The organism is Bradyrhizobium sp. AUGA SZCCT0160 (assembly GCF_018130105.1).
Classification (GTDB): Bacteria; Pseudomonadota; Alphaproteobacteria; order Rhizobiales; family Xanthobacteraceae; genus Bradyrhizobium.
The window spans coordinates 121,081-147,195 of sequence record NZ_JAFCMD010000021.1 but is presented as its reverse complement, the minus strand read 5'-3'; the positions used below and the strand labels follow the sequence as shown (position 1 = coordinate 147,195).

General features: G+C 62.2%; 25 protein-coding genes. 11 read left to right on the top strand and 14 right to left on the bottom strand.

Translation table 11 applies throughout. The annotated features are described in order from the left end of the window. Positions 1–446 precede the first annotated feature (446 nt). From JQ558_RS28505 to JQ558_RS28460, 10 genes are all read right to left on the bottom strand, one after another. Positions 447–1,304: a CoA ester lyase gene (locus tag JQ558_RS28505; protein WP_212295865.1), complete on the bottom strand. Its 858-nt coding sequence runs from the start codon at positions 1,302–1,304 to the stop codon at positions 447–449. A gap of 4 nt (positions 1,305–1,308) precedes the next feature. Further along, complete coding sequence (locus JQ558_RS28500) at positions 1,309–1,764, bottom strand: MaoC family dehydratase (RefSeq protein WP_212272115.1); 456 nt, start codon at positions 1,762–1,764, stop codon at positions 1,309–1,311. Beyond that, complete coding sequence (locus JQ558_RS28495; RefSeq protein ID WP_212295864.1) at positions 1,764–2,540, bottom strand: enoyl-CoA hydratase/isomerase family protein; 777 nt, start codon at positions 2,538–2,540, stop codon at positions 1,764–1,766. Before JQ558_RS28495 ends, JQ558_RS28500 begins: the two co-directional genes overlap by 1 nt. A gap of 12 nt (positions 2,541–2,552) precedes the next feature. Further along, positions 2,553–3,758, bottom strand: coding sequence for a CaiB/BaiF CoA-transferase family protein (locus tag JQ558_RS28490; RefSeq protein ID WP_212272113.1), 1,206 nt, complete (start codon positions 3,756–3,758; stop codon positions 2,553–2,555). Positions 3,759–3,788: 30 nt separating this feature from the next. Then, positions 3,789–4,505, bottom strand: coding sequence for an ABC transporter ATP-binding protein (locus JQ558_RS28485; RefSeq protein ID WP_211998685.1), 717 nt, complete (start codon positions 4,503–4,505; stop codon positions 3,789–3,791). Continuing rightward, the gene (locus JQ558_RS28480) at positions 4,502–5,260 is read right to left on the bottom strand and encodes an ABC transporter ATP-binding protein (RefSeq protein ID WP_212295863.1); all 759 of its coding nucleotides are present in this window, start codon (positions 5,258–5,260) and stop codon (positions 4,502–4,504) included. The genes JQ558_RS28485 and JQ558_RS28480 overlap by 4 nt, the downstream gene beginning before the upstream one ends. 2 nt (positions 5,261–5,262) lie before the next feature. Further along, on the bottom strand, positions 5,263–6,048 hold the full coding sequence (locus JQ558_RS28475) for an SDR family NAD(P)-dependent oxidoreductase (RefSeq protein WP_212295862.1): 786 nt from the start codon (positions 6,046–6,048) through the stop codon (positions 5,263–5,265). After that, the gene (locus tag JQ558_RS28470) at positions 6,045–7,073 is read right to left on the bottom strand and encodes a branched-chain amino acid ABC transporter permease (protein WP_409410594.1); all 1,029 of its coding nucleotides are present in this window, start codon (positions 7,071–7,073) and stop codon (positions 6,045–6,047) included. Before JQ558_RS28470 ends, JQ558_RS28475 begins: the two co-directional genes overlap by 4 nt. Continuing rightward, a complete protein-coding gene (locus JQ558_RS28465) occupies positions 7,070–7,972 on the bottom strand; it encodes a branched-chain amino acid ABC transporter permease (protein WP_212295861.1) in 903 nt (300 codons plus the stop codon). The genes JQ558_RS28470 and JQ558_RS28465 overlap by 4 nt, the downstream gene beginning before the upstream one ends. Before the next feature lie 98 nt (positions 7,973–8,070). Next, positions 8,071–9,330: an ABC transporter substrate-binding protein gene (locus JQ558_RS28460; protein ID WP_212295860.1), complete on the bottom strand. Its 1,260-nt coding sequence runs from the start codon at positions 9,328–9,330 to the stop codon at positions 8,071–8,073. 181 nt (positions 9,331–9,511) lie between these two features. Here JQ558_RS28460 and JQ558_RS28455 point away from each other — a divergent pair, with 181 nt between their 5' ends. The 6 genes from JQ558_RS28455 (at position 9,512) to JQ558_RS28430 (ending at position 15,957) form a co-directional block, all read left to right on the top strand. Beyond that, positions 9,512–11,005, top strand: coding sequence for an AMP-binding protein (locus JQ558_RS28455; protein ID WP_212295859.1), 1,494 nt, complete (start codon positions 9,512–9,514; stop codon positions 11,003–11,005). Then, entirely contained in the window at positions 11,002–11,655 is a 654-nt protein-coding gene (locus JQ558_RS28450) for a TetR/AcrR family transcriptional regulator (protein ID WP_212295858.1), read from the top strand. Before JQ558_RS28455 ends, JQ558_RS28450 begins: the two co-directional genes overlap by 4 nt. Then, the gene (locus JQ558_RS28445) at positions 11,652–12,425 is read left to right on the top strand and encodes an SDR family NAD(P)-dependent oxidoreductase (protein WP_212295857.1); all 774 of its coding nucleotides are present in this window, start codon (positions 11,652–11,654) and stop codon (positions 12,423–12,425) included. The genes JQ558_RS28450 and JQ558_RS28445 overlap by 4 nt, the downstream gene beginning before the upstream one ends. Positions 12,426–12,438: 13 nt before the next feature. Then, positions 12,439–14,349, top strand: coding sequence for an NAD(P)/FAD-dependent oxidoreductase (locus JQ558_RS28440; RefSeq protein WP_212295856.1), 1,911 nt, complete (start codon positions 12,439–12,441; stop codon positions 14,347–14,349). Positions 14,350–14,976: 627 nt separating this feature from the next. Beyond that, positions 14,977–15,606 (top strand): 2-hydroxychromene-2-carboxylate isomerase, encoded by a 630-nt coding sequence (locus JQ558_RS28435; protein WP_212295855.1) that lies wholly within the window; start codon positions 14,977–14,979, stop codon positions 15,604–15,606. 78 nt (positions 15,607–15,684) lie between these two features. Then, positions 15,685–15,957, top strand: coding sequence for a hypothetical protein (locus JQ558_RS28430; protein WP_212295854.1), 273 nt, complete (start codon positions 15,685–15,687; stop codon positions 15,955–15,957). Between the two features lie 180 nt (positions 15,958–16,137). On the opposite strand, the gene JQ558_RS28425 is transcribed toward JQ558_RS28430, so the two are convergent. Next, positions 16,138–17,148 carry a glutathione S-transferase N-terminal domain-containing protein gene (locus tag JQ558_RS28425; protein WP_212295853.1) on the bottom strand — a complete coding sequence of 337 codons (1,011 nt, stop codon included), beginning with the start codon at positions 17,146–17,148 and terminating at the stop codon, positions 16,138–16,140. Positions 17,149–17,361: 213 nt separating this feature from the next. Between JQ558_RS28425 and JQ558_RS28420 the strand changes: the two genes are divergently transcribed. Beyond that, positions 17,362–18,156, top strand: a complete 795-nt coding sequence (locus tag JQ558_RS28420) for a class II aldolase/adducin family protein (protein WP_212272101.1) — start codon at positions 17,362–17,364, stop codon at positions 18,154–18,156. A 122-nt stretch (positions 18,157–18,278) separates the two neighbouring features. Beyond that, a complete protein-coding gene (locus JQ558_RS28415) occupies positions 18,279–19,220 on the top strand; it encodes a GAF domain-containing protein (RefSeq protein ID WP_212211168.1) in 942 nt (313 codons plus the stop codon). 9 nt (positions 19,221–19,229) lie between these two features. On the opposite strand, the gene JQ558_RS28410 is transcribed toward JQ558_RS28415, so the two are convergent. Together JQ558_RS28410 and JQ558_RS28405 are read right to left on the bottom strand one after the other, a co-directional pair. Then, complete coding sequence (locus JQ558_RS28410) at positions 19,230–20,387, bottom strand: epoxide hydrolase family protein (protein WP_212295852.1); 1,158 nt, start codon at positions 20,385–20,387, stop codon at positions 19,230–19,232. A gap of 164 nt (positions 20,388–20,551) precedes the next feature. Then, positions 20,552–21,370, bottom strand: a complete 819-nt coding sequence (locus JQ558_RS28405) for a dienelactone hydrolase family protein (RefSeq protein ID WP_212295851.1) — start codon at positions 21,368–21,370, stop codon at positions 20,552–20,554. A 136-nt stretch (positions 21,371–21,506) separates the two neighbouring features. On the opposite strand from JQ558_RS28405, the gene JQ558_RS28400 reads away from it, so the two are divergent. Beyond that, positions 21,507–22,445 carry a GlxA family transcriptional regulator gene (locus JQ558_RS28400; RefSeq protein ID WP_212295850.1) on the top strand — a complete coding sequence of 313 codons (939 nt, stop codon included), beginning with the start codon at positions 21,507–21,509 and terminating at the stop codon, positions 22,443–22,445. A 1-nt stretch (position 22,446) separates the two neighbouring features. On the opposite strand, the gene JQ558_RS28395 is transcribed toward JQ558_RS28400, so the two are convergent. Beyond that, on the bottom strand, positions 22,447–23,913 hold the full coding sequence (locus tag JQ558_RS28395) for a PLP-dependent aminotransferase family protein (protein ID WP_249142676.1): 1,467 nt from the start codon (positions 23,911–23,913) through the stop codon (positions 22,447–22,449). A gap of 92 nt (positions 23,914–24,005) precedes the next feature. On the opposite strand from JQ558_RS28395, the gene JQ558_RS28390 reads away from it, so the two are divergent. Further along, positions 24,006–24,908 carry a DMT family transporter gene (locus JQ558_RS28390; protein WP_212295848.1) on the top strand — a complete coding sequence of 301 codons (903 nt, stop codon included), beginning with the start codon at positions 24,006–24,008 and terminating at the stop codon, positions 24,906–24,908. Between the two features lie 174 nt (positions 24,909–25,082). Next, entirely contained in the window at positions 25,083–26,057 is a 975-nt protein-coding gene (locus JQ558_RS28385; RefSeq protein ID WP_212295847.1) for a tripartite tricarboxylate transporter substrate binding protein, read from the top strand. The last annotated feature ends 58 nt before the right edge of the window (positions 26,058–26,115 follow it).

The window sequence follows — 26,115 nt, the reverse complement described above, 5'->3', positions numbered from 1 at the left end:
TTTACGGCTTATGCCGTGATCTCCCCGGAGACGAGTTCTTGGTTGACTCCGTCGCTGCCGTTCAGCTTTCGCCTACCCGACAGCTTGACACCTGCAACGGGTGCCAGGACCACACGGTTTTGCCGTACGCTTATCCACGCCGTCGTCTCAGCGTAAACAATCGTCCACCGCAACCCGCCCAACGTCCGTGACGACGGCCGACGCCCTTCTGAGTAGGACGGGATGGCGACATATGTGCACCTGATTTGCCATTCCGGAAAAGCGAAATTTTGCCCGACGGGCCAATTTGTCGCATCGGGGAATGACGAGGCAGGTGTAGGTCGGTGCGTTCATCCGGGCTACGGGGCGCTCTACCGAGCCCGCAGTTCGTAGCAAAGCGTAGCGTGCCCACCATTCAGGCCATCGAAGTAGATGGTGGGCACGGCGCAAGTGCGCCTTTGCCCACCCTACTTGGCTCGCAGTGCGAGAATCTTTTCGGCGGCGCGCAGATGCGGCTTGTCGATCATCTTGCCGTCGATCTTGACGACGCCGGAGGCTGGATTGTCGTTGAAGGCTTTGACGATCCTCTCCGACCAGGAGATCTCTTCGTCCGTCGGCAGGAAGGCGGCGTTGACGACATCGACGTGCCTGGGATGGATCACCGCCTTCGCCAGAAACCCGTCCTGACGCGCGGCGATCGATTCTTCCCGCAGGGCATCGAGGTCATTGATATCAGTGGCAATGGTATCGATCGCGACGACGCCGGCAGCCGCGGCGCTGATCAGGCAGAGGTCGCGCGCCAGGAGGAACGGCCCGTGGTACCGGCCCGCGGTCCGGTTGCGTGAGGCGCCAAGGGACGCAGCGAGATCCTCCGCGCCCCACATCATGCCCCACAGCCGAGGGCTCATGTTCTCGAAGTCGAGCAGCTTGAGCACCGCCCGCGCGGTCTCCGTCGCCACCGTCACGATCCGGGTGGTTCCGTGTTCGATGTCAGATGCGGCTTCGAACGCATCGAGGTACAGCGACAGTTTGTTAACATCGGCGGCACCAGCGCATTTCGGCAGCACCACACCATCAGGCTTGCCCGGGATCACGGCGGCGAGATCGCCCAGCGTCATGCCGGTATCGAGCGCATTGATGCGGACATACATTTTTTGGACGGGGTTCCGCGCATCGAGCATTTCCCGCACGGTGCGCCGCGCCCCGACCTTCTCGTCCGGCGCGATCGAATCCTCGAGATCGAGGATCAACGCATCGGCCGCGGTCTTCCTGGCATTTTCGAACTTGCGCAGGCTGTCGCCGGGAACGAACAGGAACGATCGCATCAAATCACGCCTTCGGTTTGCAATGCATCAGGCCGGTGCGGCGACAACTGGCGACCACCTCCCCTCGCTGATTGGTCATGGTGTGTTCGAACTCGACGATCCCCTGCGTCGGCCGAGACTTGCTGGCGCGCTTGGAGATGATCCTGGTATGGGATTTCAGCGTATCGCCGTGAAATACCGGCTTTGGGAATTTGACGTCGGTCATGCCCAGATTGCCAACCGTCGTGCCCAGCGTCGTATCATAGACGCTCATGCCGATCATGATGCCGAGCGTATAGAGGCTGTTGAACAGCCGTTGGCCGAACTCGGTATTCTCGGAGAAATGCGCATCGATATGCAGCGGCTGCGGATTCATCGTCAGCAGGCTGAACATCGTATTGTCCATCTCGGTGACGGTCCGGCTGAACTCATGATGAAATTCCCGGCCGACCTCGAACTCCTCGAAATATAGTCCCGCCATCAGCGTCCCTTGTAGTTTGGCGTCCGTTTCTCGACGAACGCATTCAACCCTTCCTGACAATCTTCCGTCGTCGCTACAAGCGCAAAGCTCTCGGCCGTGTTCTCGACCGAACGGCGGAAATCGGCATCGACCGCGCGCATGAAGGAATCGCGGCCAATCTTCATGACGATCGGCGACTTGGCGGCGAGCTTCCGCGCAATATCGCGGGCGCGCTCAAGCGCGGTGCCCTTCGGCACCACTTCACTCAAAAGACCCATGCGGAATGCAGTCGCGGCATCAAAGGGCTCGCCCAGAAACAGCGGACCAAATGCCTGGTGTTTTCCGACCAGCCGGGGCAGCTGCACAAAGTGGATCGCCGGGATCAGCCCGACATCGATCTCCGGATAGCCGAAGGTCGAGGCGTCGCCAGCGATGATCATGTCGCAGGAGATCGCAATCGTCATGCCGCCGGCCCGCACCGCGCCGTCGACCGCGGCAATGGTCGGCTTGCCCATGCGATACTGGGTATCGTTCAGCGCGAAATACAGCCGCTCGAGGAATTTCTTGGTTTCAATCCCGGGTTTGCCCCTGACGATGTCGAGGTCGAGCCCGGCGCAGAACACCTTGTGCAGGCTGCCAATAATGACTGATGATACCGACGGATCGTCCTTCGCTTTCTGCAGCGCCGCCAGCAGTGCATCGATCAGCGGCATGCTGAGCGCGTTGACCGGCGGCCGGTCCAGCATGATCTCCGCGATTTTGTGCGAGACGGAGTAGCGAACGAGTTCAGCGCTCATGATGCCGCTTCCTTATTGTCTGGCCTGACGCACCGCGCCGGCTGCGATCAAATCTTCGATGGTGCCACGATCGAGCCCGACCTCGGTCAGGACCGCAACGCTATCCTGTCCGATGTCAGGCGCGGGGCAAAGTGCGTCTTCGGAAAGACTGGCAATACCCGGCGTGCGCGGCGTGTAGACCGGGCCGACGCCGGGGGTATCCTGGCACACCGACGCGTTGGTCGCTTCGACGTGAGGATTGCGCAGCCACTCCCCTGGATTGAGGATGCGTTCGGCAATGATATCGGCCGCATGCAACCGCGACAGCCAGACGTCGGTCGGGCGCGCCAGGAAAACCTCGCGCAGCTGCGAGATCAACGTGTCGGCCGCGTCGGCCCGGCTGGCGAAGTCCGCAAAGCGCGGATCGCTGGCGAGGTCGTCGCGCTCGATGGCGGCACACAGCCGCTTGTATTGCGGTTCGTTGACCAGCGTCACCATCATCCAGCCATCGCTGGTCTGATAGGAACCTGCCGGCACGTTAAGCGCCCGCGGTGCGCCGCCTTCCAGAATATGCTCGGCGACCTTGTGGCCGAGCAGCGCCGCCGTCGACTGGCAGAGATTGACGTCGATCCAGCGGCCGGTGCCGACGGTTGCGCGCGCGAACAGCGTGGTCGCAATCGCCTGGAAGGCGTAGACGCCGGTCACGACGTCGGAAACTGTGGTGCCGACCCGGTGCGGCGTGTTGTCGTTGCCGAGGTTTACTGACACGAGACCGGAGAATGCCTGTGCAACGGAATCAGAGCCCGGCCGTCTTGAGTAGGGTCCGCTCTGCCCGAAAGCACTGACAGACAGATAGATCAGGCCGGGATTGTCTCGCGAGAGCTCCTCGTAACCGATCCCAAGGCGAGCAGCCACGCCGGGGCGAAATCCCTCGATCAGGACGTCGCAATCTTGCGCCAGCTGCCGGGCGATTGCGATCGCGTCCTTGTGCTTCATGTCGAGACAGAGGCTGCGCTTGCCCCGGTTATAGACCGCCGACAGCGTCGTATGGTTTCCGTAGGTCGTTCCCAGGAAACGCGACCAATCCCCCTCCGGCGGCTCGACCTTGATGACGTCAGCGCCGTAGACGCCGAGCAGCATCGCGCAATAGGGCGACGCGATGCCCTGCCCGAAATCCAGCACGCGCAGACCCCGGTACGGTGCCTCATGCGTCGGCGATAGCGTACGCTTGATAGCCATTTATCCTCCCACAGCCGGACGGACCGAAAGCTACAGCGCCAGATAGCGCTGACGAATGTTTTCGTTGGCTTTCAGCTCTTCGATACCGGATGTGTAGACGATCTGGCCCTTGTCGATAACCGTCGCGTGGCTCGCAAGGCCAAGGCAAAAATGCATGTTCTGCTCGGCGATCAACACCGTGGCGCCGGTGCCGCGGAGCTGCCGCAGCAATTCGCCGATCCTTTGCACGATGATCGGCGCCAGCCCCTCGCTCGGCTCGTCCAGCAGCAGCAGCGCCGGATTGCCCATCAGGGTGCGGGCAATCGCCAGCATCTGCTGTTCGCCGCCCGAGAGACGTCCCGCGATCCGGTGCCGCAAGGGCTCCAGCAGCGGAAATACATCGTAGATGCGCCGGATCGACCATTCGTCCTGGCCATCGGGGCCCTTCTTGGCGCCGATCTCCAGATTGTCTTCCACCGTATGCTCGGGGAAAATCTGGCGATCCTCCGGCACGAAGCCGAGGCCGGCGCGGGCGATGTGATGCGGCTTCAGCCCGGATACCGTCCTGCCCCGCAGGGTGACCTTGCCGCGGCGCGCCGGCGCCAGGCCCATGATGGCCTTCATCGTGGTCGACTTGCCGGCGCCGTTGCGGCCGAGCAGCGCCATGGTCTCGCCCTGCCGCACCGACAGGCCGACGCCGAACAGGATCTGGCTGCTGCCATAGAAAACATCGAGGTCCTCGACCTGCACCACCGGCTGCGCGCTCATATCGCGGCCTCCGCGTGATGTTCGGTGCCGAGATAGGCCTCGATGACGGCTTCGTTGCGGCGGACTGCATCGGGCTTGCCGGTGGCGAGAATCCGACCGTAGCACAGCACCACGATCTCGGGCGCGATCTTGAACACGATATCCATGTCGTGCTCGATGAAGACGACCGTGATCTTCTGTTTCTCCCAGAGCTCCCTGACCTTGTCGATCATGCGCCAGCGCTCTTCGGTGCCCATGCCGGCGGTGGGCTCGTCGAGCAGCAGGACCTTGGGATCGAGCACCAGCGCCAGCGCGATATCGAGCAGCTTCTGGTCGCCATGCGACAGCGTCGCCGCCGTCCGGTTACGTTTGCTGGCAAGCCCCAGCAATTCCATCGCCTGCTCGGCGCGGTCGCGGGTTTCAGCCAGCGGAAATCTTCGATGCATGACGCTGGCACGGCGCTGGTCGGCACCGACGGCGGCCAGCATCGTCTCCTGCACCGTGAGCGAGGGAAAAATACTCGCAACCTGGAACGCGCGTCCGATGCCGTGGCGCACGATCTCGGGCGGCGAGCGCCCAGCCAGGTCGACGCCATTGAGCAGGATCTGACCGGAATCCGGCTTCAGCGCCCCGGTGATCAGGTTGAAAAAGCTGCTCTTGCCGGCACCATTGGGGCCGATGACAGCGGTCAACGAACCGTCAGCAAAGTCCAGCGTCACGTTGTCGGTCGCCTTGACGCCGCCGAAAGATTTCGAGAGTGCGCGAATTTCCAGCATGGCTAGCCATTCGCCTCCCGAAGTCCGCCATAGGTGCTCCATGATGTACCGGCCAACCAGCCGCAATCGACCGGCAAATTGGCGCCCGTGATCGCGGACGCGGCATCGGAGGCAAGAAAGGTGACCACACGCCCGATTTCGGAAGGATCGACCAGACGGCGCAGCGCGGCATTGGCTGATAGCGCGGAGACATCCCGCTCGCCACGATCAATCGCGTTCTTCAGCGCCGGCGTCAGCGTATAACCCGGAGAAACCGCATTCACCCGCACGCCGGAGGGGCCCCACTCCGCGGCGAGGCATTCGGTGGTCGCAATCACGGCCGCCTTGGCCGGGGCGTAGGCATGTAACGGCATCGACCGCATGCCGGCGATCGAGGCGATGTTGACGATGCTGCCGCGTTTGCGCGCGATCATGCGCCGGGCAAAGGCGAGGCAGGTGACATAGGTGCCGCGCTGGTCGACACGAACGACGTCGTCCCAGGCCGACATAGGCAAATCGTGCGGCCGCACCGGCACCTGGATGATCCCGGCACTGTTGACGAGCACATCGACCGGCCCGCATTCGCGCTCGATCGCTTCCGCGCAGGCCTCGACGCTGGTCTCGTCCCCGACATCGGCGAAATAGGCCTTGCCGCCAAATTCCGCGGCGACATCCCCTGCCTTCGCCAAATCGCGATCGACGACCATCACGAGATCGCCGCTTGCGGCGAGCTCCCGCGCGCAAGCCGCGCCAATCCCGCTGGCGCCGCCTGTTACCACGCTGACCCGCGCTTTTGCCGCCGGGCTCATGACGTGCGCTCCCCGGAACGCTCGCGGCGCTGCACGTACCATTCGATCACGAAATCCATCAGGCCTTTGCGCAGGCCGATGGCGAAGAACAGGATCACAATGCCGAGAACGATGCCGTGATACTCGGTCACACGGGTGACGGTATCGTTGAGGATCAGGAACAGCGCGGTGCCGACCATCGGCCCCAGGAATGTGGTCACGCCGCCGAGCATGTTGATGAAGATGCCTTCGCCCGAAATGGTCCAATAGGCGAATTCCGGATAGGCGCCCGACACGAACAGCGCCATGATGATGCCGCCGGTCGAGGCGAACAGCGCCGCGAGCACGAAGATCGTCAGTTTGGCGCGCCAGACGTCGATGCCGATGAAGCTCGCCCGCGTGGCGTTGTCGCGGATCATGCGCAGCGTGTAGCCGAACGGCGACTGCGCGATCTGATGCATCAGAAACAGCCCGATCACCAGCAGCGCGCAGCTGACAATGTACAAATGCAGATGGTTCGACAGATCGATGCCCAAAAATGGCGGCCGGGGAATGCCGCCGCGCAATCCCTGATCGCCGCCGGTCAACGACACCCAGGACAGGATGGTCGAATGGATCAGCATCTGGAACGCCAGTGTCACGAAGGCGAAATAGATCTCCTTCAGCCGCACGCAAATCGCACCAATGACGAGGGCGACGACAAACGTGATCGCCAGCGTTGCCACGAAAGCCACCGGGACGGCGACACCGGTCTTCTGCATCATCAGCCCGAAGCCGTAGGCGCCTAGGCCAAAGAACATGCCGTGGCCAAACGACGTCAGGCCGGTGTAGCCGACCAGAAGGTTGAGCGACGTCGCGAACAGCCCATAGGCCGCGCAGCGGATCACGAAGTCGAGCAGGAATTTGCTGCTGGTGAGCATCGGCAGCAGGGCAAGCACAACAAAGACCGCAAGCGCAATCAGCGCATCCCGGTTGGGGCGCGGCTTTGACTTGGTAACGGAGTTGTCGAGCACCTTGCTCGCCTGTTCGGCCTGCAATTCGGTCACGCGACCTCCTTGCCGAACAAGCCGGTCGGGCGGGAGACCAGCACGATCACCATGAACAGATACATCAGGCCTTCGGTAAACAGGGGAAAGCCGAGCGAACCAAACGAGCGGATCATGCCGATCAGGAGCGCGCCGATCAGCGCGCCCAGGATCGAGCCCATGCCGCCGATCACGGTGACGATGAAGGATTCGATCAGCACCGAAAATCCCATCCCCGGTGTCAGCGACCGCACGGGTGCCGCGAGCGCGCCGGCCAGTCCCGCCAGCATGCCGCCGAGCGCGAACACGCCGCCATAGATCAGGCCGGTATTGATGCCGAGCGCGGACACCATGCCCGGATTATGCGCCGCGGCGCGGATCACCTTGCCGATCCGGGTACGGGCAAGACCAAGGCCGAGAATGATCGCGGCCACCAGCGCGACGCCGATCAGCAGCAGATAGTAAGGCGGCACCACGCCGCCGGCGATGAACAGCGGCGGAATCTGGAACGCCGCCGGCATCCCCATCGACTTGAATTCCGGGCCCCAGATCATCCGTACGACATCGTCAAATATCAGCACGAAGGCGTAGCAGACGAGGACCTGCATCAGCACGTCGCGGCCGTAGACCCGGCTCATGAAGACGCGTTCGAAGATCAGGCCCAGCAGCGCGGTGCCGGCCGCGCCGCACAGCATCGCCAGCGCAAAGCTGCCGGTTAGCTGATAGGCCGTCATCGCGAAATAGGCGCCGAACATGTAGAAAGCGCCGTGGCTGAAATTCACCACCTTGAGCACGCCGAAGATCAGCGTCAGCCCGACGGCGACGAGAAACAGCAACATGCCGATGATGAATCCGCTGGTGGTTTGCGTCACCAGACAGGCGGAGCTGGCGAGACAGCCGGTGAGTGTATCGAGATCCAAGGAAAATATCCGTTACGGCGTGCCGGAAGATCGGCGCGTGAAAGCACCATGGGGCGGTGAACGGAGGCGGCCTGCGCTGCCTCCGTTTCGCAGGTAGATCAGGTGTAACCCTTGCTCTTCTTCCACTCGGCTTCGAGTTCGAGAATGGTCTTCCAGTCGCCCGGCTTGACCTCCGGCACGTAGGGCTCTTGCGGGATCGTCGTGCCCCACCCGATCGCATAACCGATCAGGGTCTGGTCTTCGGCCCGCATCGTCACGGTGCCGTCGGCGCCGAACGGCGATTTGATCTTGAGGCCACGCAATGCCTCCGCAAGCTTCTTGCCGTCAGCGGAATTCGCCTTCTTCGAGGCCTCGGCGAGCAACATGATCGCGGTTGCGTTCTCCCACGACCAGTTGGTCGGGTACTCGTTGTATTTCGCCTTGTAGGCATCGCCCCAGGCCGCGTTCTCCGCGGTCGCAGGATAGGTCTTGATGTAGCGGTTGCCGGAATGAATGCCCTTGGGCAGGTTCTTCACCACTGTGAGCGCGGTGTAGTCGGCCATGTTGACGGCGAACACCTCCATCTGGGTGAACAGCGCATAGATGTTGGCCTGATCGATATAGGAGGTCAGGTCGCCGCCCCACAGGCAGGAATACAGCGCCTGCGGCTTGGCCTGCAGGATCTTGGTGACGACCTCGGTGTAATCAGGCTGGAACAGCTTTGGCCAGGACTCGCTGATGATCTCGACATCAGGCGCAAAGCGCTTCAGGTACGTCACATATTCGCCCGTGGTGTCGCGGCCGTAGGCGTAGTCGGGCGAACAGGTTGCCCATCTCTTCAGGCCCTTCGTCTTGGCGATCGCCGCCGCGTAGCTGCCGCCGACGATCGAGTCATGCACGCCCTGGCGCGCGGTGCGGAACGCGTTGGGAATGTGCTGCTTGGGATCGGCGGTCAGCGCCGAGGTTTCCGAGTTGGTGTGAATGCAGAGCACGCCAAGATCGCGCGCGACTTCGTGCACGGCGAACGCTCCGGATGACGCCTCGGCATCGATCAGGAGTTCGCAGCCATCGGTGTTGACCAGTTCGCGCGCCACGCGGGCGGCTTCCTGCGGCTGTCCTTTGGAATCGCGGATCACCATCTCGATCTGCCGTCCGGCCAGGCCGCCGGCGGCGTTGACCTTCTCGACTTCGAGCATCACGCCGTTGCGCGATGACGTTCCGAGTTGCGCCACGCGGCCGGAGAGAATGGTCGGCATGCCGACCTTGATGGTCTTGGCCTGCGCCCGCGCCACCCACGGTGTCGCGAAAGTCACGGCACCGGCGCCCATCAGCGCCAGTGTTGAACGGCGGCTGATGCCCGGTTTGCGGGTTCTCGTCATTATTCCCTCCCTCTTGGGTTTGCGTTCCCAGTTTCCTGCCCAAATCCCAGCCGGGGATCGTGTTGCCCCCGTCCTCACAAGATTTCAGAGCAAAGGGGGTGACGTCAAGCCAAATATGAATTACGAGTCATAATTCATCTAACGGGAGATCAGGCCGGAATCCGGCCTTTTGAGCCGAGAAATGATCAACCTTTCGAGCTTCATCGCGTTTCACGCCAGGCGGACGCCAGGCCGCTGTGCGCTGAAATACCGCGGCGAGGAGATCTCCTACGCCGACTTCCACCGCCGCATCGGCCAGGTGGGCGGCTGGCTCGCGGCGCGCGGCATCGGCGCCGGCGATGTCGTCGCGGTGCTGATGAAGAACAGCGCCGCGTTTCTCGAACTGGTGTTTGCGACCAGCCACATCGGCGCGGTGTTCCTTCCGATCAACTATCGGCTGTCGGCCGACGAGGTCGGCTACATCGTCGGCAATTCCGGCGCACGCATTCTGATCGCGGACGAAGAGCTGGCCGGCATCGCAGCAGGAAACGTTCCCGTGCTGCTGCTCGATGAGGCCGCGCAATCCGGCATCTCGCGGCTCGCGCCTGACATCGCCCCCGCCCCGGCGCATCCAAGACAACCGCGCGACCTGATGCGGCTGATGTACACGTCAGGCACCACGGACCGGCCCAAGGGCGTGGTGCTCACCTACGAGAACATCCATTGGAAGTCGGCGGACCAGACGCTGGTGCTCGGATTGAACGCCGAGACGCGGTTGCTGGTGGTCGGCCCGCTCTACCATGTCGGCGCGCTCGACCTGCCCGGCATAGCCGTGCTCTGGCACGGCGGCATGCTTTCAATTCACCGCAACTTCGAACCCGAGCAGGCGCTGGCGGCGATCCAAGCCGAGAAGCTGAACGCGGCCTGGTTCGCGCCCGTCATGACTACGGCGATCCTCACCTGCCCGACCCGCGACAGCTTTGACGTCTCGAGCCTGAGATGGGCGATCGGCGGCGGCGAGAAGACACCGGAAGCGCGCATCCGCAGCTTCTCCGAATATTTTGTGAACGCCCGCTATATCGACGCCTATGGCCTGACGGAAACCTGCGGCGGCGACACTTTTATGGAGCCCGGCCGCGAAATTGAAAAGATCGGATCGACCGGCCGCGCCATTGCGCATGTCGAGATCGAAATCCGCGACGATGCGGGCAACCGCCTGGCGCCCGGCGAGAACGGCGAAATCTGCCTGCGCGGACCAAAGGTCACGCAAGGCTACTGGAACGATCCCGAGAAAACCGCAGCCGCTTTCTTCGGCGACTGGTTCCGCACCGGCGACGTCGGCTACCTCGACGAGGACGGCTTCCTCTACCTCACCGACCGCAAGAAGGACATGATCATTTCAGGCGGCGAGAATATCGCCTCTTCCGAAGTCGAACGCGTGATCTATGAATTGCCGCAGGTGCGCGAATGCGCCGTCATCGGCATGCCGGACGCGCGCTGGGGCGAAAAGCCTGTTGCCATCGTGGTGCTGGGAGAAGGCGCGGCGCTGGAACTGCCTGCCCTCACCGATCATTGCCGCGCGCGGCTCGCCGGCTTCAAGGTGCCGAAGCAACTGATCATTCGCGACAGCCTGCCGCGTAACCCGTCCGGCAAGGTGCTCAAGCGCGTGCTGCGCGCCGAACTGGAGGCTTCATGACGCAGGCAACGCGAGCCAATTCCGGCAAGGTCACAAAGCTCAACCGCGTCGAGCGCAACGCCTGGACCAAGCGCAAGATATTCGATGCGGCGACCAAGATCGTCGGCAAATACGGCTATGCCGAAGCCTCGGTCGCCCGCATCACCGAGGAAGCCGGCGTCGCGCAGGGCACGTTCTACAATCATTTCGAGAACCGCCAGGAACTGCTGGATCAATTGCTGCCGAAAATCGGCATCGACATGGTGCGCTTCATCCGTGCGCGCACCGGCACGGCACAGACCGCGCAGCAGGAAGTCGAACGCTTCAGCGCCTTCTTCGACTTCATCCGCGAGGTGCCGGAATTCCTGCGCATCCTCAACGAGGCCGAGTTCTTTGCGCCGATCGGCTACCAGAAGCATTTTGATAATATCTCGACGGCCTATGTCCGTATCCTCAAGCGTGCGCGGCTTGCCGGCACGGTTGATAGCTATAGCGACGAGGAGTTCGAGGCGATCGTTCAAATATTGATGGGCGCGCGCGGCTATCTGAGCCGGCGCTATTCGTACTCGGACGGTGCGGTCACGGCCGTGCCCGACCATGTCATCTCCGCCTACCAGAAGCTGATGACGCGCGGGCTTTTCAATTCAGCCGGCAAAGGCAACGAACCATGAACGCTGAGGGTATCGTTCTCGTCACCGGCGGAAGCCGCGGCATTGGCGCTGCAACCGCGACGCTACTGGCCGAACAAGGCCAGCGTGTTGTGATCGCTGACATTGCGCCGGAGCCACTGGCCGGCACCAGGACGATCCTGTGGCCTGCACCTTTCGATGTCGCCAGCGAGAGCGCCGTCGTCAGCGGCATCGCCGATATCGAGACCGCGCACGGCCCGATCACCGGCCTCGTCAATGCCGCCGGCGTGTTCGGCAAGATGCATCCGGTCGAGCGGGTGCGGATGGATCAATGGGACCGTGAGGTTAATATCGACCTGCGCGGGACATTCTTGGTCGCCCGCAGCGTCGGCGTCAAAATGGCCGAGCGCCGGCATGGCGCCATCGTCAATGTCGCATCGGTCGCGGGCATGACGTCAGGTCCGATCCACGCCTACACCGCCGCCAAGGCCGGCGTCATTCAGATCTCACAGACGCTTGCCGCCGAGTGGGGCCGTACCGGCGTGCGCGTCAATGCCGTCTCTCCCGGCTTCACCCGCACCGCGGCGCTCGAAGCCGGCATTGCCTCCGGCGCGCTGAACAAGCGCCTGCTCGAAAGCCCGACTGCGATGAACCGGCTGGTCGAGCCGATCGAGGTCGCACAGGCGATTGCGTGGTTGCTGTCACCGATGAGCAGCGGTGTCACCGGCATCAACCTGCCGGTCGACGCCGGCTATATCGCCGGCACCAGTTGGGCCGCCTATGGCGGCCTGCGCGAAGCGCCGGACGCGTAACAAGGATACCAGCATGAACATCGAAATGCCCCGCCAGAAACTCGATCTCGCATCAGCCATCGCCGAAGGCGATATCCGCGTGCTGCTGATGGTGCTGGTCCACATGACCGGCGATGAACGCTGGCTAGAGCCGCCGTACAAGCCGCGTCGCGACGTTCGCCTGATCCCCGATCCCGAGGCCGGCTTGCCCCGCGAAGTGCAGGACGAAATTCGCGCGGCTGTCGTGAAGCTGTTCGCCAATGGTGAGCCGAAGCCTGTGATATCGGACCCCGGCGACGAATTGATGCTGAAGATGATGCGCGCGACGCTCGGCGAAAACGTCACGCCGGAATATGCGCCGCTGATGCGCGAGGAAATGGGCTTTATCCCCCGCGACATCAGCTGGAGCAAAGCTCCGGCCGACGACAAGCTGGCGCAGCAGCGTGTGCTGATTGTCGGCGCCGGCGTCTGCGCCATCGCGCTTGGCGTCGCGCTGGGCCGCCTCGGCATTCCCTACACCATCGTCGAGAAGAACGCGGAACTCGGCGGTACCTGGTATGTCAATCGTTACCCCGGTTGCGGCGTCGATACGCCGAACCACTCCTATTCCTTCTCGTTCGGCGCGAGAAATCCATGGACGCGCTACTTCGCCCAGCGTCAGGAATTGCTCGACTATCTCAAGAAGGTCGCGCTCGAATACGACATTCGAAAACACCTCCGCCTCAACACCGAACTGACGTCTGCGCGCTGGGATGAGAACAAGCGGCGCTGGATTTCGACGCTGAAGACGGCTGACGGAGAGGAGATCTTTGAATCGACGACCCTTGTCAGCGCGATCGGCCAGCTCAACGACCCATCGCCCGCGCATTTCAAGGGCGAGGAAGATTTCAAAGGGCAGACGCTGCATTCAGCGCTATGGTCGGACGAAATCAAGCTCGACGGCAAGCATGTCGCTGTCATCGGGACCGGCGCCACCGCGATGCAACTGGTGCCGTCGATCGCCGACCGGGTGGCATCGCTGACCGTCTATCAACGGACCGCGCAATGGGCGCGGCCGGTCGCAGGCTATTCCGACCCGATCAGCGACGGTGCGCAATGGCTGCTCGCCCACCTGCCGTTCTATGTGCAGTGGTACCGCTTCAACATGTTTTGGCGCTACGGCGACGGCCTGCTGCCGTTCCTGCGCAAGGATCCGAACTGGCCGCATCCCGAGCGCGCCGTAAACAAGGGCAACGACCGCCACCGCGAGGAGTTGACGGATTTTATCCTGTCCGAACTCAAAGACCGTCCCGACCTGATTGAAAAATGCGTGCCGACTTATCCGCCCTACGGCAAGCGCATCCTGCTGGACAACAACTGGTTCAAGACGCTGACAAAACCGAATGTCGAACTGGTCACCGACAGCATCGACCATTTCACAAGTGACGGCATTGTCGCGTCGGACGGCAAATCGCGGCCGGCTGACATCATCGTGATCTCGACCGGCTTCAAGGTCACCGAGATGGCAGCGCGCCTCAACATCACCGGCCGTGACGGCAAGGACCTCAGGCGGGCCTGGGCCCACGATAATCCGACCGCCTATCTCGGGCTCACCGTGCCTGACTTTCCGAACTTCTTTGTCATGCTCGGCCCCAACTCCGGGCCCGCGCATGGCGGCAGCGTGATCTTCCAGTCGGAGTGCCAGAGCCGCTATATCAGTGCCTGCCTAGTCGAGATGATCGAACGCGACATCGCCGCGATCGATGTTCGCCGCGATGTGCACGATCAGTACATTGAAAAGGTCGACGCCGAACATGAGCAGTTGATCTGGTCTCATCCGGGCATGACGACTTACTATCGCAACAGTCAGGGCCGCGTGTTCTCGGCGATGCCGTGGCGGTTCGTCGATTACTGGGCGATGACTCATGATCCCGACTTCAACCAGTATCACCAGACCAAGGCGTGAGTTCATCGCTTTAATGGCGATCGAGAGCGGAACCATCTTCCATTCGGCGGGCGTATGCACGGGAACCCAAGTGCGATTTTTCGCAGCATAAACTTGACACCTGACGATATCTGCCGCAGCATTTGTCATGCTGCACCTGTCGGGGTGAACGGAGCGTTCGGCTCCCCGCTTCGCAGGAATTGGCGACCGATCATGTGATCGAACTGCAAGCAGCGGATGCGGACATAAGTCCGTCGGCCCACTCTTGGAGAGGAGCATGACGCCACCGGCTCAAGCCAGTGACCTTGCTCGACGGCAAGGTCTCGACGCAATTGGGTGAACAGCAGCTGCTAACCCTGTTGCGCCGCTCTAAAAATCCAAACATATCGGCAGGATCGGAGCGCAAAGGCCACGCGCTTCTCGATACTGAAAATGTACTGGTGTGTACCAGAAATCCTTCGCCTATAACGAAGATGTAGGGCCCCGCGATGCCTTAGATGCACCGGGGCCCATTCGTTTGTCTCCCCATTCGTTTGCCTCGATGACACCCTTCAGCAATCAATCACCCTTCAGCAATCAATAAGGTCCCGCAGATTGCTTCCGTCGTCCGGATCGGAAACAATTGCCCGATCGGGACAGGGAACGGCGATGGCGAAACCGCGCGTACGCATCTACACCGACTATAAGAGCCCCTACGCCTTCGTTGCCAACAAGCGGCTGTTCGAGCTCGAGGACGAACACGGCGTCGAGCTGGAATGGTTGCCCTATACGCTACGGGTCGCTGAATTCATGGGCACCGTGGAAGAGCGTACGCCGCATTTCTGGCGCAAGGTGCGTTACGCCTACATGGATGCGCGGCGCTATGCCAATGCGCAGGGCCTCATCATGAAGGGCCCGCGGCGCATCTATGATGCCTTCTATGCCAGCGCCGGCATGCTGTTCGCGCAGCGTCATGGCCTGTTTCGTTCCTACCACGACACGGTGTTCCGGCGCTTCTGGAGCCATGATCTCGAAATCGACGAACTGTCGGATATTGCCGGCGTGATTGCATCCGTTGGCGGTTCGGCCGAGGAATTCAAAGCCTACGTCCACGGTCCGGCTCGGGCCGAACATGACCGCATCATCGGCGAGGCGGAGGAACTCGGCGTGTTCGGCGTACCGACCATGGTGTTCAACGGCGAACTGTTCTGGGGCGGCGACCGCATCGACCTGTTGATCGAGCGCATCAAGCACCCTGACTCGATCGCAGCCGCACTGGGCAGCCGGCACCGCAAGTGAGCCTGCCCGGCTGTTGTTTTCAATCTGTTTACCATCTTTGGCTAGCCTGCCCGGTGCTGGAAACGCCGGGACCGGGGCATGTTCAAAGAAAGCCTCCCGATCGCTTATGATGCGCCTGCCGACCTGAAAAAGTGGCCCTCGCTCAGGAATGAGCGGGTCACCAGCAAGACGCCGTATCTCGTTTACAACGGAACATTGGCGGACTGCATCCGGCAATTGATGGCTAAGCCGATCAAGCAGATTTCGCTCTACGACATCGTCACCGAACGCCAGCCGGCATTCGACGGCAATGTGCTGTCACCTGGTGACGCCGCCGAAATTGCGATGCGCAAGGATTTCCCGAAGGATTGAGCTTCTCAGGAGGCTGAGATCAACTCGCTTTTCGTCATGGCCGGGCATAGCCGTCCAAAGGACGGCGTCGCTTCCGCTCGCCTATGTCCCGGCCATCCACGTCTTCCTTGCTGTCAACCTGAAAAGACGTGGATGCCCGGGTCAAGTCCGGGCATGACGACTTTCGCGGTAATCAGGCTCTCAAGAAGCCATCAAATGAGACCAGCATCCGGTACGCTCCAGCACCGGTCGTAGCGCGGCGCGATCTTCAGCATCGAGTGCAGCAAATTTTTCGCGAAGCTGTTGCAGGCACTTCACCTGATATTTGAACGGTGCCAGCGCATAGGGCAGACCCCAGACGTTGATCTCCAGCCGGCCTATACCTTTCGCAAAGGCGTCCGCGTTTGCGACCAGGAACGGCAAATAGAGCTCGCCAGCAACTCTTAACAGCGCCTCCGCCATTCCGCCCAGCGCCTGCTCTCGCGGATACCATTCGCCCTCTACACCGGAAGCGTCGTCCAGCCGCCGTACCCAATGATCAGTGAACGGCGCCTTCTCGCGCATGATCCGCATCGGCGTCGGGTCGGTCGCCATTTCGCTGAGCTGGCCGAACCAGGCGAAATCGGCAAGCGACGGCCGGCTGCCGAACAGATAGCTGGTCATGCCGACATGCGACTCGAACGCCGCAAGCATTCGTAAGTAGCTTTCCTCGAGCAGCGGCTTGTTCTCCGTAGTCGCACCGAGAATGACCATCCGTGAAATCTGCCGCTGGCGGAACTGCTCGATTTCCTCGGGGCTGCCGGTCGCAGCCTCCGACACCGACCACTCTTCGCCGGCCCAGCGCGAGACATACGCCTGATCCTCCGGATCCCACCATCGATACAGAAACAACGGCTTGACCGCCCATTCGTCGGCAAGGTCTTCCAGCAGGTCGCACACGAATGCGACCGCCTTGTCGTCGGGGATGACGGACCTCTCCTGGTGACGCCGCTCCAGGTCGGAGGCCAATGTCGTGGTTTCGCCGCGGAACGTGCCGTCAGGATACTGCAGCACCGGGATCAGGTTCGGCCGCAGATGTTCGGTCGCCTTGCGCAGCGCCTTGGTCATGATGACCCAGTCGAAGGGAATTCGGCGATAGCGCAGCAGTGCGCGCAGCTTGATGGCGTAAGGCGACGCCGTCGATCCAATCAGCCGATAGCGGCCTTCAGTCATGGTACTCCCTCGATCGTCCCAAGCCTGAACGCCGGACAGGCGATACTGGCATCGAGGCGGATTTGCGCCAACCGGCGCATTCGGATTTCGCCCGTCAGACCTGCAATAAACCGGCATGGCTTGCCTTGCGGCGCAGCGAGTTCTGCAGCTATCGTGCGCCTGAATTATCGGGCGCTGCCCGACCCAGTAAATTCCGCCCAGTGGAGAAACGCCATGAGTCCCCCCGTGAGTTCGCCTGCCATCAAGGTCGTGAGATCGGTTCGCGAGCAGGTCAGTGCGGAGGAATGGCAGGCACGAGTGGATCTGGCAGCCTGTTATCGCCTGACGGCGATGTACGGGATGACCGAGATGGTTGCCAACCACATCTCCTGCCGGGTGCCGGGAACTACGGACCAGTTCCTGATCAACGCATACGGCATGCTGTACGAAGAAATCGACGCTTCCAGCCTGATCAAGGTCGATGTCAACGGCAACACGATTCTTAATGCGTCGGACTACGACGTCAACGTAGCCGGCTTCGTCATTCACAGCGCCATCCATATGGCCAAGCACGACATGGATTGCGTGGCGCATACGCACACACCGGCCGGTATGGCCGTCTCGGCCATGGAATGCGGGCTGCTCCCGCTGGCGCAAACTTCAATGCGGTTCCTCCACATCGCCTATCATGATTTTGAGGGCATTGCCGATAACGTCGACGAGCGCGCGCGGCTGGTGCGAGACCTTGGCGATCATGAAGCCATGATCCTGCGCAATCACGGCCTGCTCGTCGTAGGCCGCACCGTTCCGGCAGCCTTCAATGTGTTGTTCCGCCTTGAGCGAGCTTGTCAGGTTCAGGTCATGGCGCTGTCCTGCAATACCAAGCTGGTTTACCCGCCAAAGGACATCCTCGAAGATACATACGAGCGTATGCAGCCGAAGCCAGGCCGGGGTGCGCGCAACGGCGATCTCGCCTGGCCAGCGCTGTTGCGCAAGCTTGACCGTGCCGATCCATCCTATCGCAACTGAGACGTCGTTCCGGCCCATTGAACACCGCACGAACTTTGGGCGGGCGTTGCCTGTAATTTGATCGCACATACCGTCGCTAAATCGCGGATGCTGGTCGTCGATGAGGCGATAGGTGCGTCCCGATGAAGACGTTCATTCGAGTGGTTGAACTGTGGGTACCGGACCGGACCCGCACGCGACTGGAATTCGGCGGCAGTCTTTGCAGCGAGGAGTATTCGGAGTTCAAGGCCGTCAGCGAAAACGCGCTGTTCGCCTACGACGAAGGGTTGCCCGGCAAGGCCTGGGCCTCCGGTCATCCGGTCATTCTTACCAAATTTGCCAACTCCTACTTCAAAAGGACCGACGAGGCGATCGAAGCCGGGCTGACCTGTGGCGTGGCGCTGCCGGTGTTCGCCGGTGAATTCCTGATGGCTGTCATGGTGCTGTTCTGCGGCGACGACGAGAAGCACGTCGGCGCCATCGAGCTCTGGCACAATGATGCCGACGTCAGCCACGAAATGGGGCTTGTCGACGGCTATTACGGCACGGCCGACATGTTCGAGTTCAATTCACGGCACACCAGGTTTCCGCGGGGCTTTGGCCTGCCCGGACGGACCTGGAAAGCCGGCATGCCGCTGATCATCAAGGACCTGCACAATTCCAAGCGCTTCCTGCGCTGGGAAGAAGCCTCCGAAATCGGCATCAATTGCGGTGTCGGCATTCCCTACACGACGTCACCTGAAAGAACCTGGGTGATGACGTTCCTGTCCGCGCAGGCGACCCCGATCGCCAAGCGTTTTGAAATCTGGGTGCCCAATCCATCGCGATCGGCACTGGTCTTTCATTCCGGCGATTGCAGCAAGAATACCGAGCTTGAATCGATCTACGCGTCAAAGAGCATCGGCAAAGGCGAAGGCAGTATCGGTGGAGCCTGGGCGACGGGCATGCCGGCGATCAACGAGCATCTGAAGGTCGATGAGTCAGTTGCGGCGCAGGCGGCGCGTGCGGCCGGGATGAATCAGATCGTCGTGCTGCCGGTGATCGAGAACGCCCAGCTCAAGGCCGTCCTCGCCTGGTATCTCTGAACGATCGGATCAACGCGCCATAGGCTGGCGCAACGTCCCGAAGAAGTCCCGCACCTCGCGCACAAACAGCTCGGGCTGCTCGAAGGCAGCGAAGTGACCGCCTTTCGGCATTTCGCGCCAGTGCCGGATATCGGTATAGCTTCCTTCCATCCACCGCCGCACCGGTGTGACGATCTCCTTGGGAAACACGGCAACCCCGCTCGGGATCGTGACCTTGTGGGGCGTCCGGCGTTTCGGCCCAAAACTCTCCCAATAGAGGCGCGCTGATGAGGCCGCGGTCGCCGTCACCCAATACAGCATGACATTGTCGAGCAGTTCGTCGCGGCCGAGGATGTTCTCGGGGTGCCCGTCGCAATCGGTCCAGGCCCAGAATTTCTCGAGGATCCACGCCGCCTGGCCGCTCGGCGAATCCGTCAGCCCATAGCCCAGGGTTTGCGGCCGGGTCGATTGCTGCTTGGAATAGCCGGAATCCCAGTCGGCATAGTATTTGATGCCCTGCAGCGCCCGCGCCTCCTCCGGCGTCGGCTGTCCGTCCACGTTGGGGCGCGCCGACATCGCCAGCGTGATGTGAATGCCGGCGCAATGTTCGCCATCCTGCGCGCCCAGCGCGGTGGTCACCGCCGAGCCCCAGTCACCGCCTTGCGCGCCGTAACGCGCATAGCCAAGACGGTCCATCAGCACTGCCCAGGCGGAGGCAATGCGATCCACGCCCCAACCTGTCGTGGTGGGTTTGGCCGAAAAGCCGAAGCCGGGCAATGACGGGCAAACGACGTGAAACGCGTCGGCGGCGCTGCCGCCGTAGGCGGTCGGGTTGGTGAGCGGCTCGATCACCTTGTGGAACTCGACCACGGAGCCCGGCCAGCCATGGGTGATGATCAGCGGCATCGCCTGCGGATGCGGCGAGCGGACATGCAGGAAGTGAATGTCGAGCCCGTCGATTTCGGTCGTAAACTGCGTAAAGCGATTGAGGCGCGCCTCGCGGGCGCGCCAGTCATATTCATCGGCCCAGTATCCGCAAATATCCTTGATCCATTTCAATGGCGCTCCCTGGCTCCAGTCGTTGACCAGTTCGGCCTCCGGCCAGCGCGTGTTCCGCAACCGCGACTTCAGATCGTCGAGTACATCGGCGCCGACCGAGATGCGATAGGGTTTGATTTCAGCGCTCATGAATTCTCACAATGCCTGATGACAAGCTGCAATTGCATCCTGCCGACTTGAGGTGCGTGACTTTACGCAGACGCGTCAGCCTGATGCAAATTGACGGGCTGGTCGACGGAGTCCTGTTGCTGGATCCTCCCTTGACCTCGCGGCAGTTGTGCGGCGCTGGCGCGTCAGGGCGCCAGACGCTGCTTGAAAAACCCCAAAATCTCGTCGCGGGCTGCGATGGTCGGCTGGCCGGCCTCGTCGATCAGGTGAGCGGTCACGACACTGTGCGGCGTCGTGACGTAGCGCTCGAAGAACTCGGGAACATCGGTGTTCGCCGCATTGTCGGGAAGCACCCGGCCGATGAAGCGGTCGCCAAGCGCCTCCTGATAGGCCGCAAAGCGTTGCGCCATGCAAAACTTGTCGCCCTCGAAGCGATAGGCCAGCACGGTCAGATCTTCCCGATCGAGCCGTTCGCGCACCGCCTTGATTTCGTCCGGCGCGATTTCGATGCCGGCCGGATCGTTCAGCGGCAGCGACGGCTGGGACAGGACCGGCGCCAGCATCGACGGCTCCAGCATCATCGTCAGCGCGAAATTTCCGGTAAAACACATCCCGATGGCGCCGACGCCGGGACCGCCGCACTCCCCATGCGCAAATCTCGCCAGCGACCGCAGCCACTTCGTCACCGGGCTTGACTGGTTGGCAGCCAAGGCCCGAAACTCGGCGCTCACGCAGGCGCGTTGAAACACGGCGGTGCCCTCTTCCACGTTGGGAACAGCGCCGTCGCGGCCGAACAGTGAAGGCATGTAGACCGTGAACCCGGCGTCGCGAACCCAGCGGGCGAAACGCGCGACGTAAGGGCTGATGCCCGGCATCTCCGTCATCACGATGACCGCAGGACCGCTGCCGGCCACATGTATAGCCTTGCTGACACCGTCGAGTGCAATCTCGCGGCGCTCGAAATCCTCGAGCGGGTCATCCTGCTTCATGGATCGCTTTGGCATTTGGCGTCACTCCCTGCGCGCGCAACGATCGGCGCCGCCGGATTTGACGACGCCGCGTCAGCCTTGATGCCGATCATTGCGATTCGGCGCCGGATTGCCTAGTGTCAAAAATGACATTAATCGGGTATTTTTGGACATGACCAGGGTGACGGTCGTTGAAATCGAGGGCTGCCTGGCTTCCGGCGCCGCCATCACCCATGACGTGATGGCGACGGCCAACCAGATCAGCAAGAAGGCCAGACGCACTTTGGCGTTCGATGTCACGACGGTGCGCTTGGGCCCGCGCCGGAAGCGAGAAAGGCTGCGTGGCGCCGACCTCGTCATTGTCCCGGGTCTTGGCCTCGGAGTTGCGTCAGCAGACGAACTCGACGCGAAACTGAAGAGCCCGGCCTGCCGGCGTGCTTGCGACATGCTGATTCAATCGTTCGAAGCCGGCGCCGTGCTCGCCGCGGCGTGCGCAAGTACGTTCCTGCTCGCGGAAACCGGATTGCTGGACGGCCGGCGGGCGACCACGACATGGTGGCTGGCACCGCTGTTTCAGCGCCGCTATCCCAGGGTCGAGTTAGTGACCGATCGGATCGTCGTGCCCGATTGGCCGATTGCGACCGGCGGCGCGGCGATGGCGCAGATGGATTTGATGCTTGCCATTGTCGGCAAGTTTGCCGGACCGAAGCTGGCCAGCGCCTGCGCCAATTATCTGCTGCTGGATGAACGGCGCTCCCAGGTGCCGTTCATGGCGATCAATTATCTGGCGAGCCAGGACCCGAAAATCGCCAGGGCGGAAAAATGGGTGCGGGAAAATATCGCGCGCGATTTTGCGATCGAGGAACTCGCCGAGGCCGTCGCACTCGCGCCGCGCACCTTTGCCCGGCGCATCGCGGCGACATGCGGCGTTTCGCCCATTCAGTTCATTCAACGCATCCGCCTTGAGACCGCAAGAACCCTGCTTGAGACCACGCGCCTGTCGGTCGAACAAATTTCCCGGCAAGTAGGCTATGCGGAGCCGTCCACCCTTCGCCGCCTGATCCGGCGCGATACCAAACGTTCACCCGGGCATTTCCGGCCAGCGGCCTGAATCATCGCCCGCGGGGATTCCTTGCGATCGTCTTGCCGATAAGTTCGGCACCGGCATCGATTTCGGTTTCATTCCAGGCGGCGAACCCAAGGAACAGCCCGTGCTCGGCGGCCTTTCCAGTGAAGTGACGGGAAAGCGGCCGCGCCGTAACGCCAACCCTGGCCAGATCGGCCACGAGACGGCAGTCATCCGATCCCGGTTCCAGCCGGGCGAGAAGCTGCATGCCGCCGGCTGGCGGCGTGATCGTGAGCTTGCTTCCGGCCGCTGAAGCCAGCGCATGTGTCAGCCGGTCACGGCGGCCGCGATAGATGCGGGTCATCCGGCGAATATGGGCTGCGAAATCGCCGTCGCCGATAAACTCCGCCAGCGCGAGCTGCACCGCACCCATCACCATCTGGCCGGTATGCCGCTGCATCCTCTCGAATGTCTCAACGAGGCCGTCGGGCACGATCGCGTAGCCCACGCGGATATCCGGCAGCATCGGTTTCGAGAAGGTCCCGACATAGAAGACGTTGCTGGCCGTATCGATACCCTGCAACGCGACCACCGGCCGGCCGTCGAAATGAAACTCGCTGTCGTAGTCGTCCTCGATGATTGCCGCGCCCGCTTCCGCGGCGAATGCCAGCAATTCCTGCCGCCGCTTGATCGGCATCAGCCGGCCCGTCGGGTATTGATGCGAGGGCGTGCAGAAAATCAGCCGCGGACGATCCGTCCGCCCGGCCAGGCGCAACCCGCTCCGATCCAGCGTCATTCCCTTGACCCGTGCGCCGGTCGCCTCGAGCGCCACGCGAGCGCCGCCATATCCCGGGCTTTCGATCCACGCCAGATCGCCCTCATTGAGTATGACCCGCGAGATCAATTCGATGGCCGCCTGGGCCGACGGTGTAATGATCAGCCTGCGCGCGTCGGCCTTGACGCCGCGATGCTCCACGAGATGGCTGAGCAGCGCCGCGCGAAGAGCCGGATTGTTGGCCCTGATTCCCGCCGCATGCCTGCTGCGGGCCGCACGGCGCAGACAGCGCGCCCACACCTCGTGGGGAAACTCGCGGGCATCGGCGAGCCCCGGAGCAAATGGCCGCGGACTCCCGCCTTCGTTCGTGAAGTGCCAGTCCGACCGGCTGACCTGCCTGGCCCAACGGGACACCCGCATGAAGCCGGAAGGCTCATGATCCGGAGATTGATCACCGGAGACCAGCTGCATTTTCTCGACCGCCGCGACCACCGGCCGGCGTCCGAGTGCGACGACGATGTAGCCTTCCACCGCCAGCTGATCGATGACCGTTGAGACCGTGTTTCGCGAGACCCCGAAATCTTCCGCCAGCACCCGGCTGGACGGCAGCCGGTATCCTCGCGGCAAGGCGCCCGACAGGATTGCGGTGCGCAGGCGATCGTAGATCTGACGCGCCAGGCGCCCGCCATCCTGCGGGACGAACTTCAGATCGATCGTTCCGGAGAGCAGGCTGGACAAAACTGGCTCCATAATTTTCTTGAAAATGGACCTATCAATCGTGCCAGTCAAGGTTATGGTTTGTGCGGCCCAATCCGCCAATAGGGATCATCATGCAGACCCATCTGTCGCGCCGCGGCGCATTCCTGCTGTTCGCGGTGATCGTGATCGCCTGGGGCCTGAACTGGACGATTACCAAGACCCTCGTGCAGAGCGTCACGCCGCTGTGGATCACGGCAATTCGTTGCGCCATCGCCACCGTGGCCCTCGCGATGCTTCTGTTCGCGCGGGGCGAGATGATCGTGCCGCGTCGCGGCGATCTGCCTGTGATCTTCGTCAATTCGATATTTCATATGGTGGCATTTTCAGCGCTGGTCGCATTCGGGCTGCAATTCGCCCCGGTCGGCCGTTCAATCGTCCTTGGCTACACGACCCCGCTTTGGGTGATGCCTGCCGCCTGGCTGTTCCTCGGCGAGAGAATGACGCCATCGCGTTCACTGGGAATGGCCGTTGGCCTCGCCGGCCTCGCCCTCATGTTCAATCCACTCGCCTACAATTGGGCCGACGCCAACACCCTGGCCGGCAGCGGCTGCATCCTGCTGGCTGCCCTGTGCTGGGCGGTCAGCATCGTATACGTGCGCGCGCACCGCTGGATTTCCACGCCCTTCCAGCTCGGGTTCTGGCAAACGCTGCTCGCCACGCTGGTGGTCTCCGTGCTGGCGTTTCTAAAGGACGGTGTTCCGCGTCTGGAATGGAATGCGCAGCTGGTTGGGCTGTTTCTCTTCAGCGGGATCATCGGAACGGCATTGGCCTATTGGGCGATGGCGACGGTCAACCGCAGCTTGCCCGCCGTCGTCACATCGCTCGGGCTGCTCGCGACACCGGTCGTCGGGGTCGCAAGCTCTGCGCTTATTCTCGGCGAGGCAATCCATATCGATCTGGTGGTCGCTATGCTGCTGATCTTGGGAGGGATCGCCATCGGAACGACTCCGCGCCGGGAAGCGCTGCCAGCGTAAACAGCTGGGCGCCACTCGTCGTTGTATCGAAGGCTGATGCGTTGCATCGTCGTTCTCTTGCGCTTGAGGGACATCAGCAACGCGTGGTTGACATTCACGTTGATCCTGCAACGATATCCGTCGTGGCCACAAGATCCTGCAAAAGCAGGACTCACGCAGGGCAAGAGGAAACGCATGAAGCCATTCTGTCGTCGCGCACTTCTTGTCGCCTTCAGCGCCCTCCTGTTCTGTGGCACCGCCACGGCACAGGATTATCCATCCCGGCCCGTCAAGATCGTCGTGCCGTTTCCTGCCGGCGGCTCCAACGACATCATCGCCCGCATCGTGGCGCAAAAACTTGGCGAGAGGACCGGCCAGACATTCCTGATCGAAAATCGCGCCGGTGCCGGCGGCAATATCGGCGCGGATGCGGTCGCGACTTCGGAGCCGGACGGTCACACGCTGCTGCTGACGGCGCCGCCGCCGCTCACCATCAATGCTGCGCTCTACAAGAGCCTGCCTTACGACCCGGCAAAAGCGTTCGCTCCGGTGGCGCTGGTCGCATCGGTGCCGATCGTACTTATGGTGCATCCGTCGGTCGAAGCCAGGAACGTCGGCGAACTCGTCGCGCTCGCCAAGGCAAAGCCGGGCACCATCAACTTCGGATCCTCGGGCAACGGCTCCACCAATCATCTTGCGGGCGAATTGCTGAAGAGCATGACCGGCATCAATATCGTTCACCTGCCCTATCGCGGCGCTGCACCCGCCATGAACGATCTGATCGCGGGGCACATCCCCATGATGTTCGACAACATCCCGGCAGTGCTGCCGCAGGTTCAGGCCAAGACCATCAGGGCGATTGCCGTGGCCGGCGCCACACGCGCGACCGCCCTTCCCGATGTGCCGACGGTCGCAGAATCCGGCGTGCCCGGCTTCGAGGCCTCCGCCTGGTTCGGGCTGGTGGCGCCGGCGAAAACGCACGCACCGGTGCTTGCGAAGCTGCAGAGCGAGGTCGACGCAATCCTGAAGATGCCCGACGTGCAGAAACGGTTCACCGAACTCGGCGCCGAGACGGCTAACATTTCAGGCGCGGCGTTCGGACAATTCCTCACCGACGAAACGACGAAATGGACAAAAATCATCCAGTCATCGGGCGCGACGGTGAACTAAAGCGTTTTCCAGCGAAGTGGACATCGGTTCGCGTTAAGAAGACGCGTCAAATCAAAAA

Excerpts from the sequence above, each read along its gene's own strand:
- JQ558_RS28455 (WP_212295859.1), top strand. The coding sequence starts at position 9,512 with ATGATCAACCTTTCGAGCTTCATCGCGTTTCACGCCAGGCGGACGCCA.
- JQ558_RS28440 (WP_212295856.1), top strand. The coding sequence starts at position 12,439 with ATGAACATCGAAATGCCCCGCCAGAAACTCGATCTCGCATCAGCCATC.
- JQ558_RS28485 (WP_211998685.1), bottom strand. The coding sequence starts at position 4,505 with ATGAGCGCGCAGCCGGTGGTGCAGGTCGAGGACCTCGATGTTTTCTAT.
- JQ558_RS28390 (WP_212295848.1), top strand. The coding sequence starts at position 24,006 with ATGCAGACCCATCTGTCGCGCCGCGGCGCATTCCTGCTGTTCGCGGTG.
- JQ558_RS28415 (WP_212211168.1), top strand. The coding sequence starts at position 18,279 with ATGAAGACGTTCATTCGAGTGGTTGAACTGTGGGTACCGGACCGGACC.
- JQ558_RS28495 (WP_212295864.1), bottom strand. The coding sequence starts at position 2,540 with ATGAGCGCTGAACTCGTTCGCTACTCCGTCTCGCACAAAATCGCGGAG.
- JQ558_RS28410 (WP_212295852.1), bottom strand. The coding sequence starts at position 20,387 with ATGAGCGCTGAAATCAAACCCTATCGCATCTCGGTCGGCGCCGATGTA.
- JQ558_RS28435 (WP_212295855.1), top strand. The coding sequence starts at position 14,977 with ATGGCGAAACCGCGCGTACGCATCTACACCGACTATAAGAGCCCCTAC.
- JQ558_RS28420 (WP_212272101.1), top strand. The coding sequence starts at position 17,362 with ATGAGTCCCCCCGTGAGTTCGCCTGCCATCAAGGTCGTGAGATCGGTT.
- JQ558_RS28445 (WP_212295857.1), top strand. The coding sequence starts at position 11,652 with ATGAACGCTGAGGGTATCGTTCTCGTCACCGGCGGAAGCCGCGGCATT.
- JQ558_RS28400 (WP_212295850.1), top strand. The coding sequence starts at position 21,507 with ATGACCAGGGTGACGGTCGTTGAAATCGAGGGCTGCCTGGCTTCCGGC.
- JQ558_RS28490 (WP_212272113.1), bottom strand. The coding sequence starts at position 3,758 with ATGGCTATCAAGCGTACGCTATCGCCGACGCATGAGGCACCGTACCGG.
- JQ558_RS28385 (WP_212295847.1), top strand. The coding sequence starts at position 25,083 with ATGAAGCCATTCTGTCGTCGCGCACTTCTTGTCGCCTTCAGCGCCCTC.
- JQ558_RS28405 (WP_212295851.1), bottom strand. The coding sequence starts at position 21,370 with ATGCCAAAGCGATCCATGAAGCAGGATGACCCGCTCGAGGATTTCGAG.
- JQ558_RS28430 (WP_212295854.1), top strand. The coding sequence starts at position 15,685 with ATGTTCAAAGAAAGCCTCCCGATCGCTTATGATGCGCCTGCCGACCTG.
- JQ558_RS28480 (WP_212295863.1), bottom strand. The coding sequence starts at position 5,260 with ATGCTGGAAATTCGCGCACTCTCGAAATCTTTCGGCGGCGTCAAGGCG.
- JQ558_RS28500 (WP_212272115.1), bottom strand. The coding sequence starts at position 1,764 with ATGGCGGGACTATATTTCGAGGAGTTCGAGGTCGGCCGGGAATTTCAT.
- JQ558_RS28450 (WP_212295858.1), top strand. The coding sequence starts at position 11,002 with ATGACGCAGGCAACGCGAGCCAATTCCGGCAAGGTCACAAAGCTCAAC.
- JQ558_RS28475 (WP_212295862.1), bottom strand. The coding sequence starts at position 6,048 with ATGAGCCCGGCGGCAAAAGCGCGGGTCAGCGTGGTAACAGGCGGCGCC.
- JQ558_RS28425 (WP_212295853.1), bottom strand. The coding sequence starts at position 17,148 with ATGACTGAAGGCCGCTATCGGCTGATTGGATCGACGGCGTCGCCTTAC.
- JQ558_RS28505 (WP_212295865.1), bottom strand. The coding sequence starts at position 1,304 with ATGCGATCGTTCCTGTTCGTTCCCGGCGACAGCCTGCGCAAGTTCGAA.
- JQ558_RS28460 (WP_212295860.1), bottom strand. The coding sequence starts at position 9,330 with ATGACGAGAACCCGCAAACCGGGCATCAGCCGCCGTTCAACACTGGCG.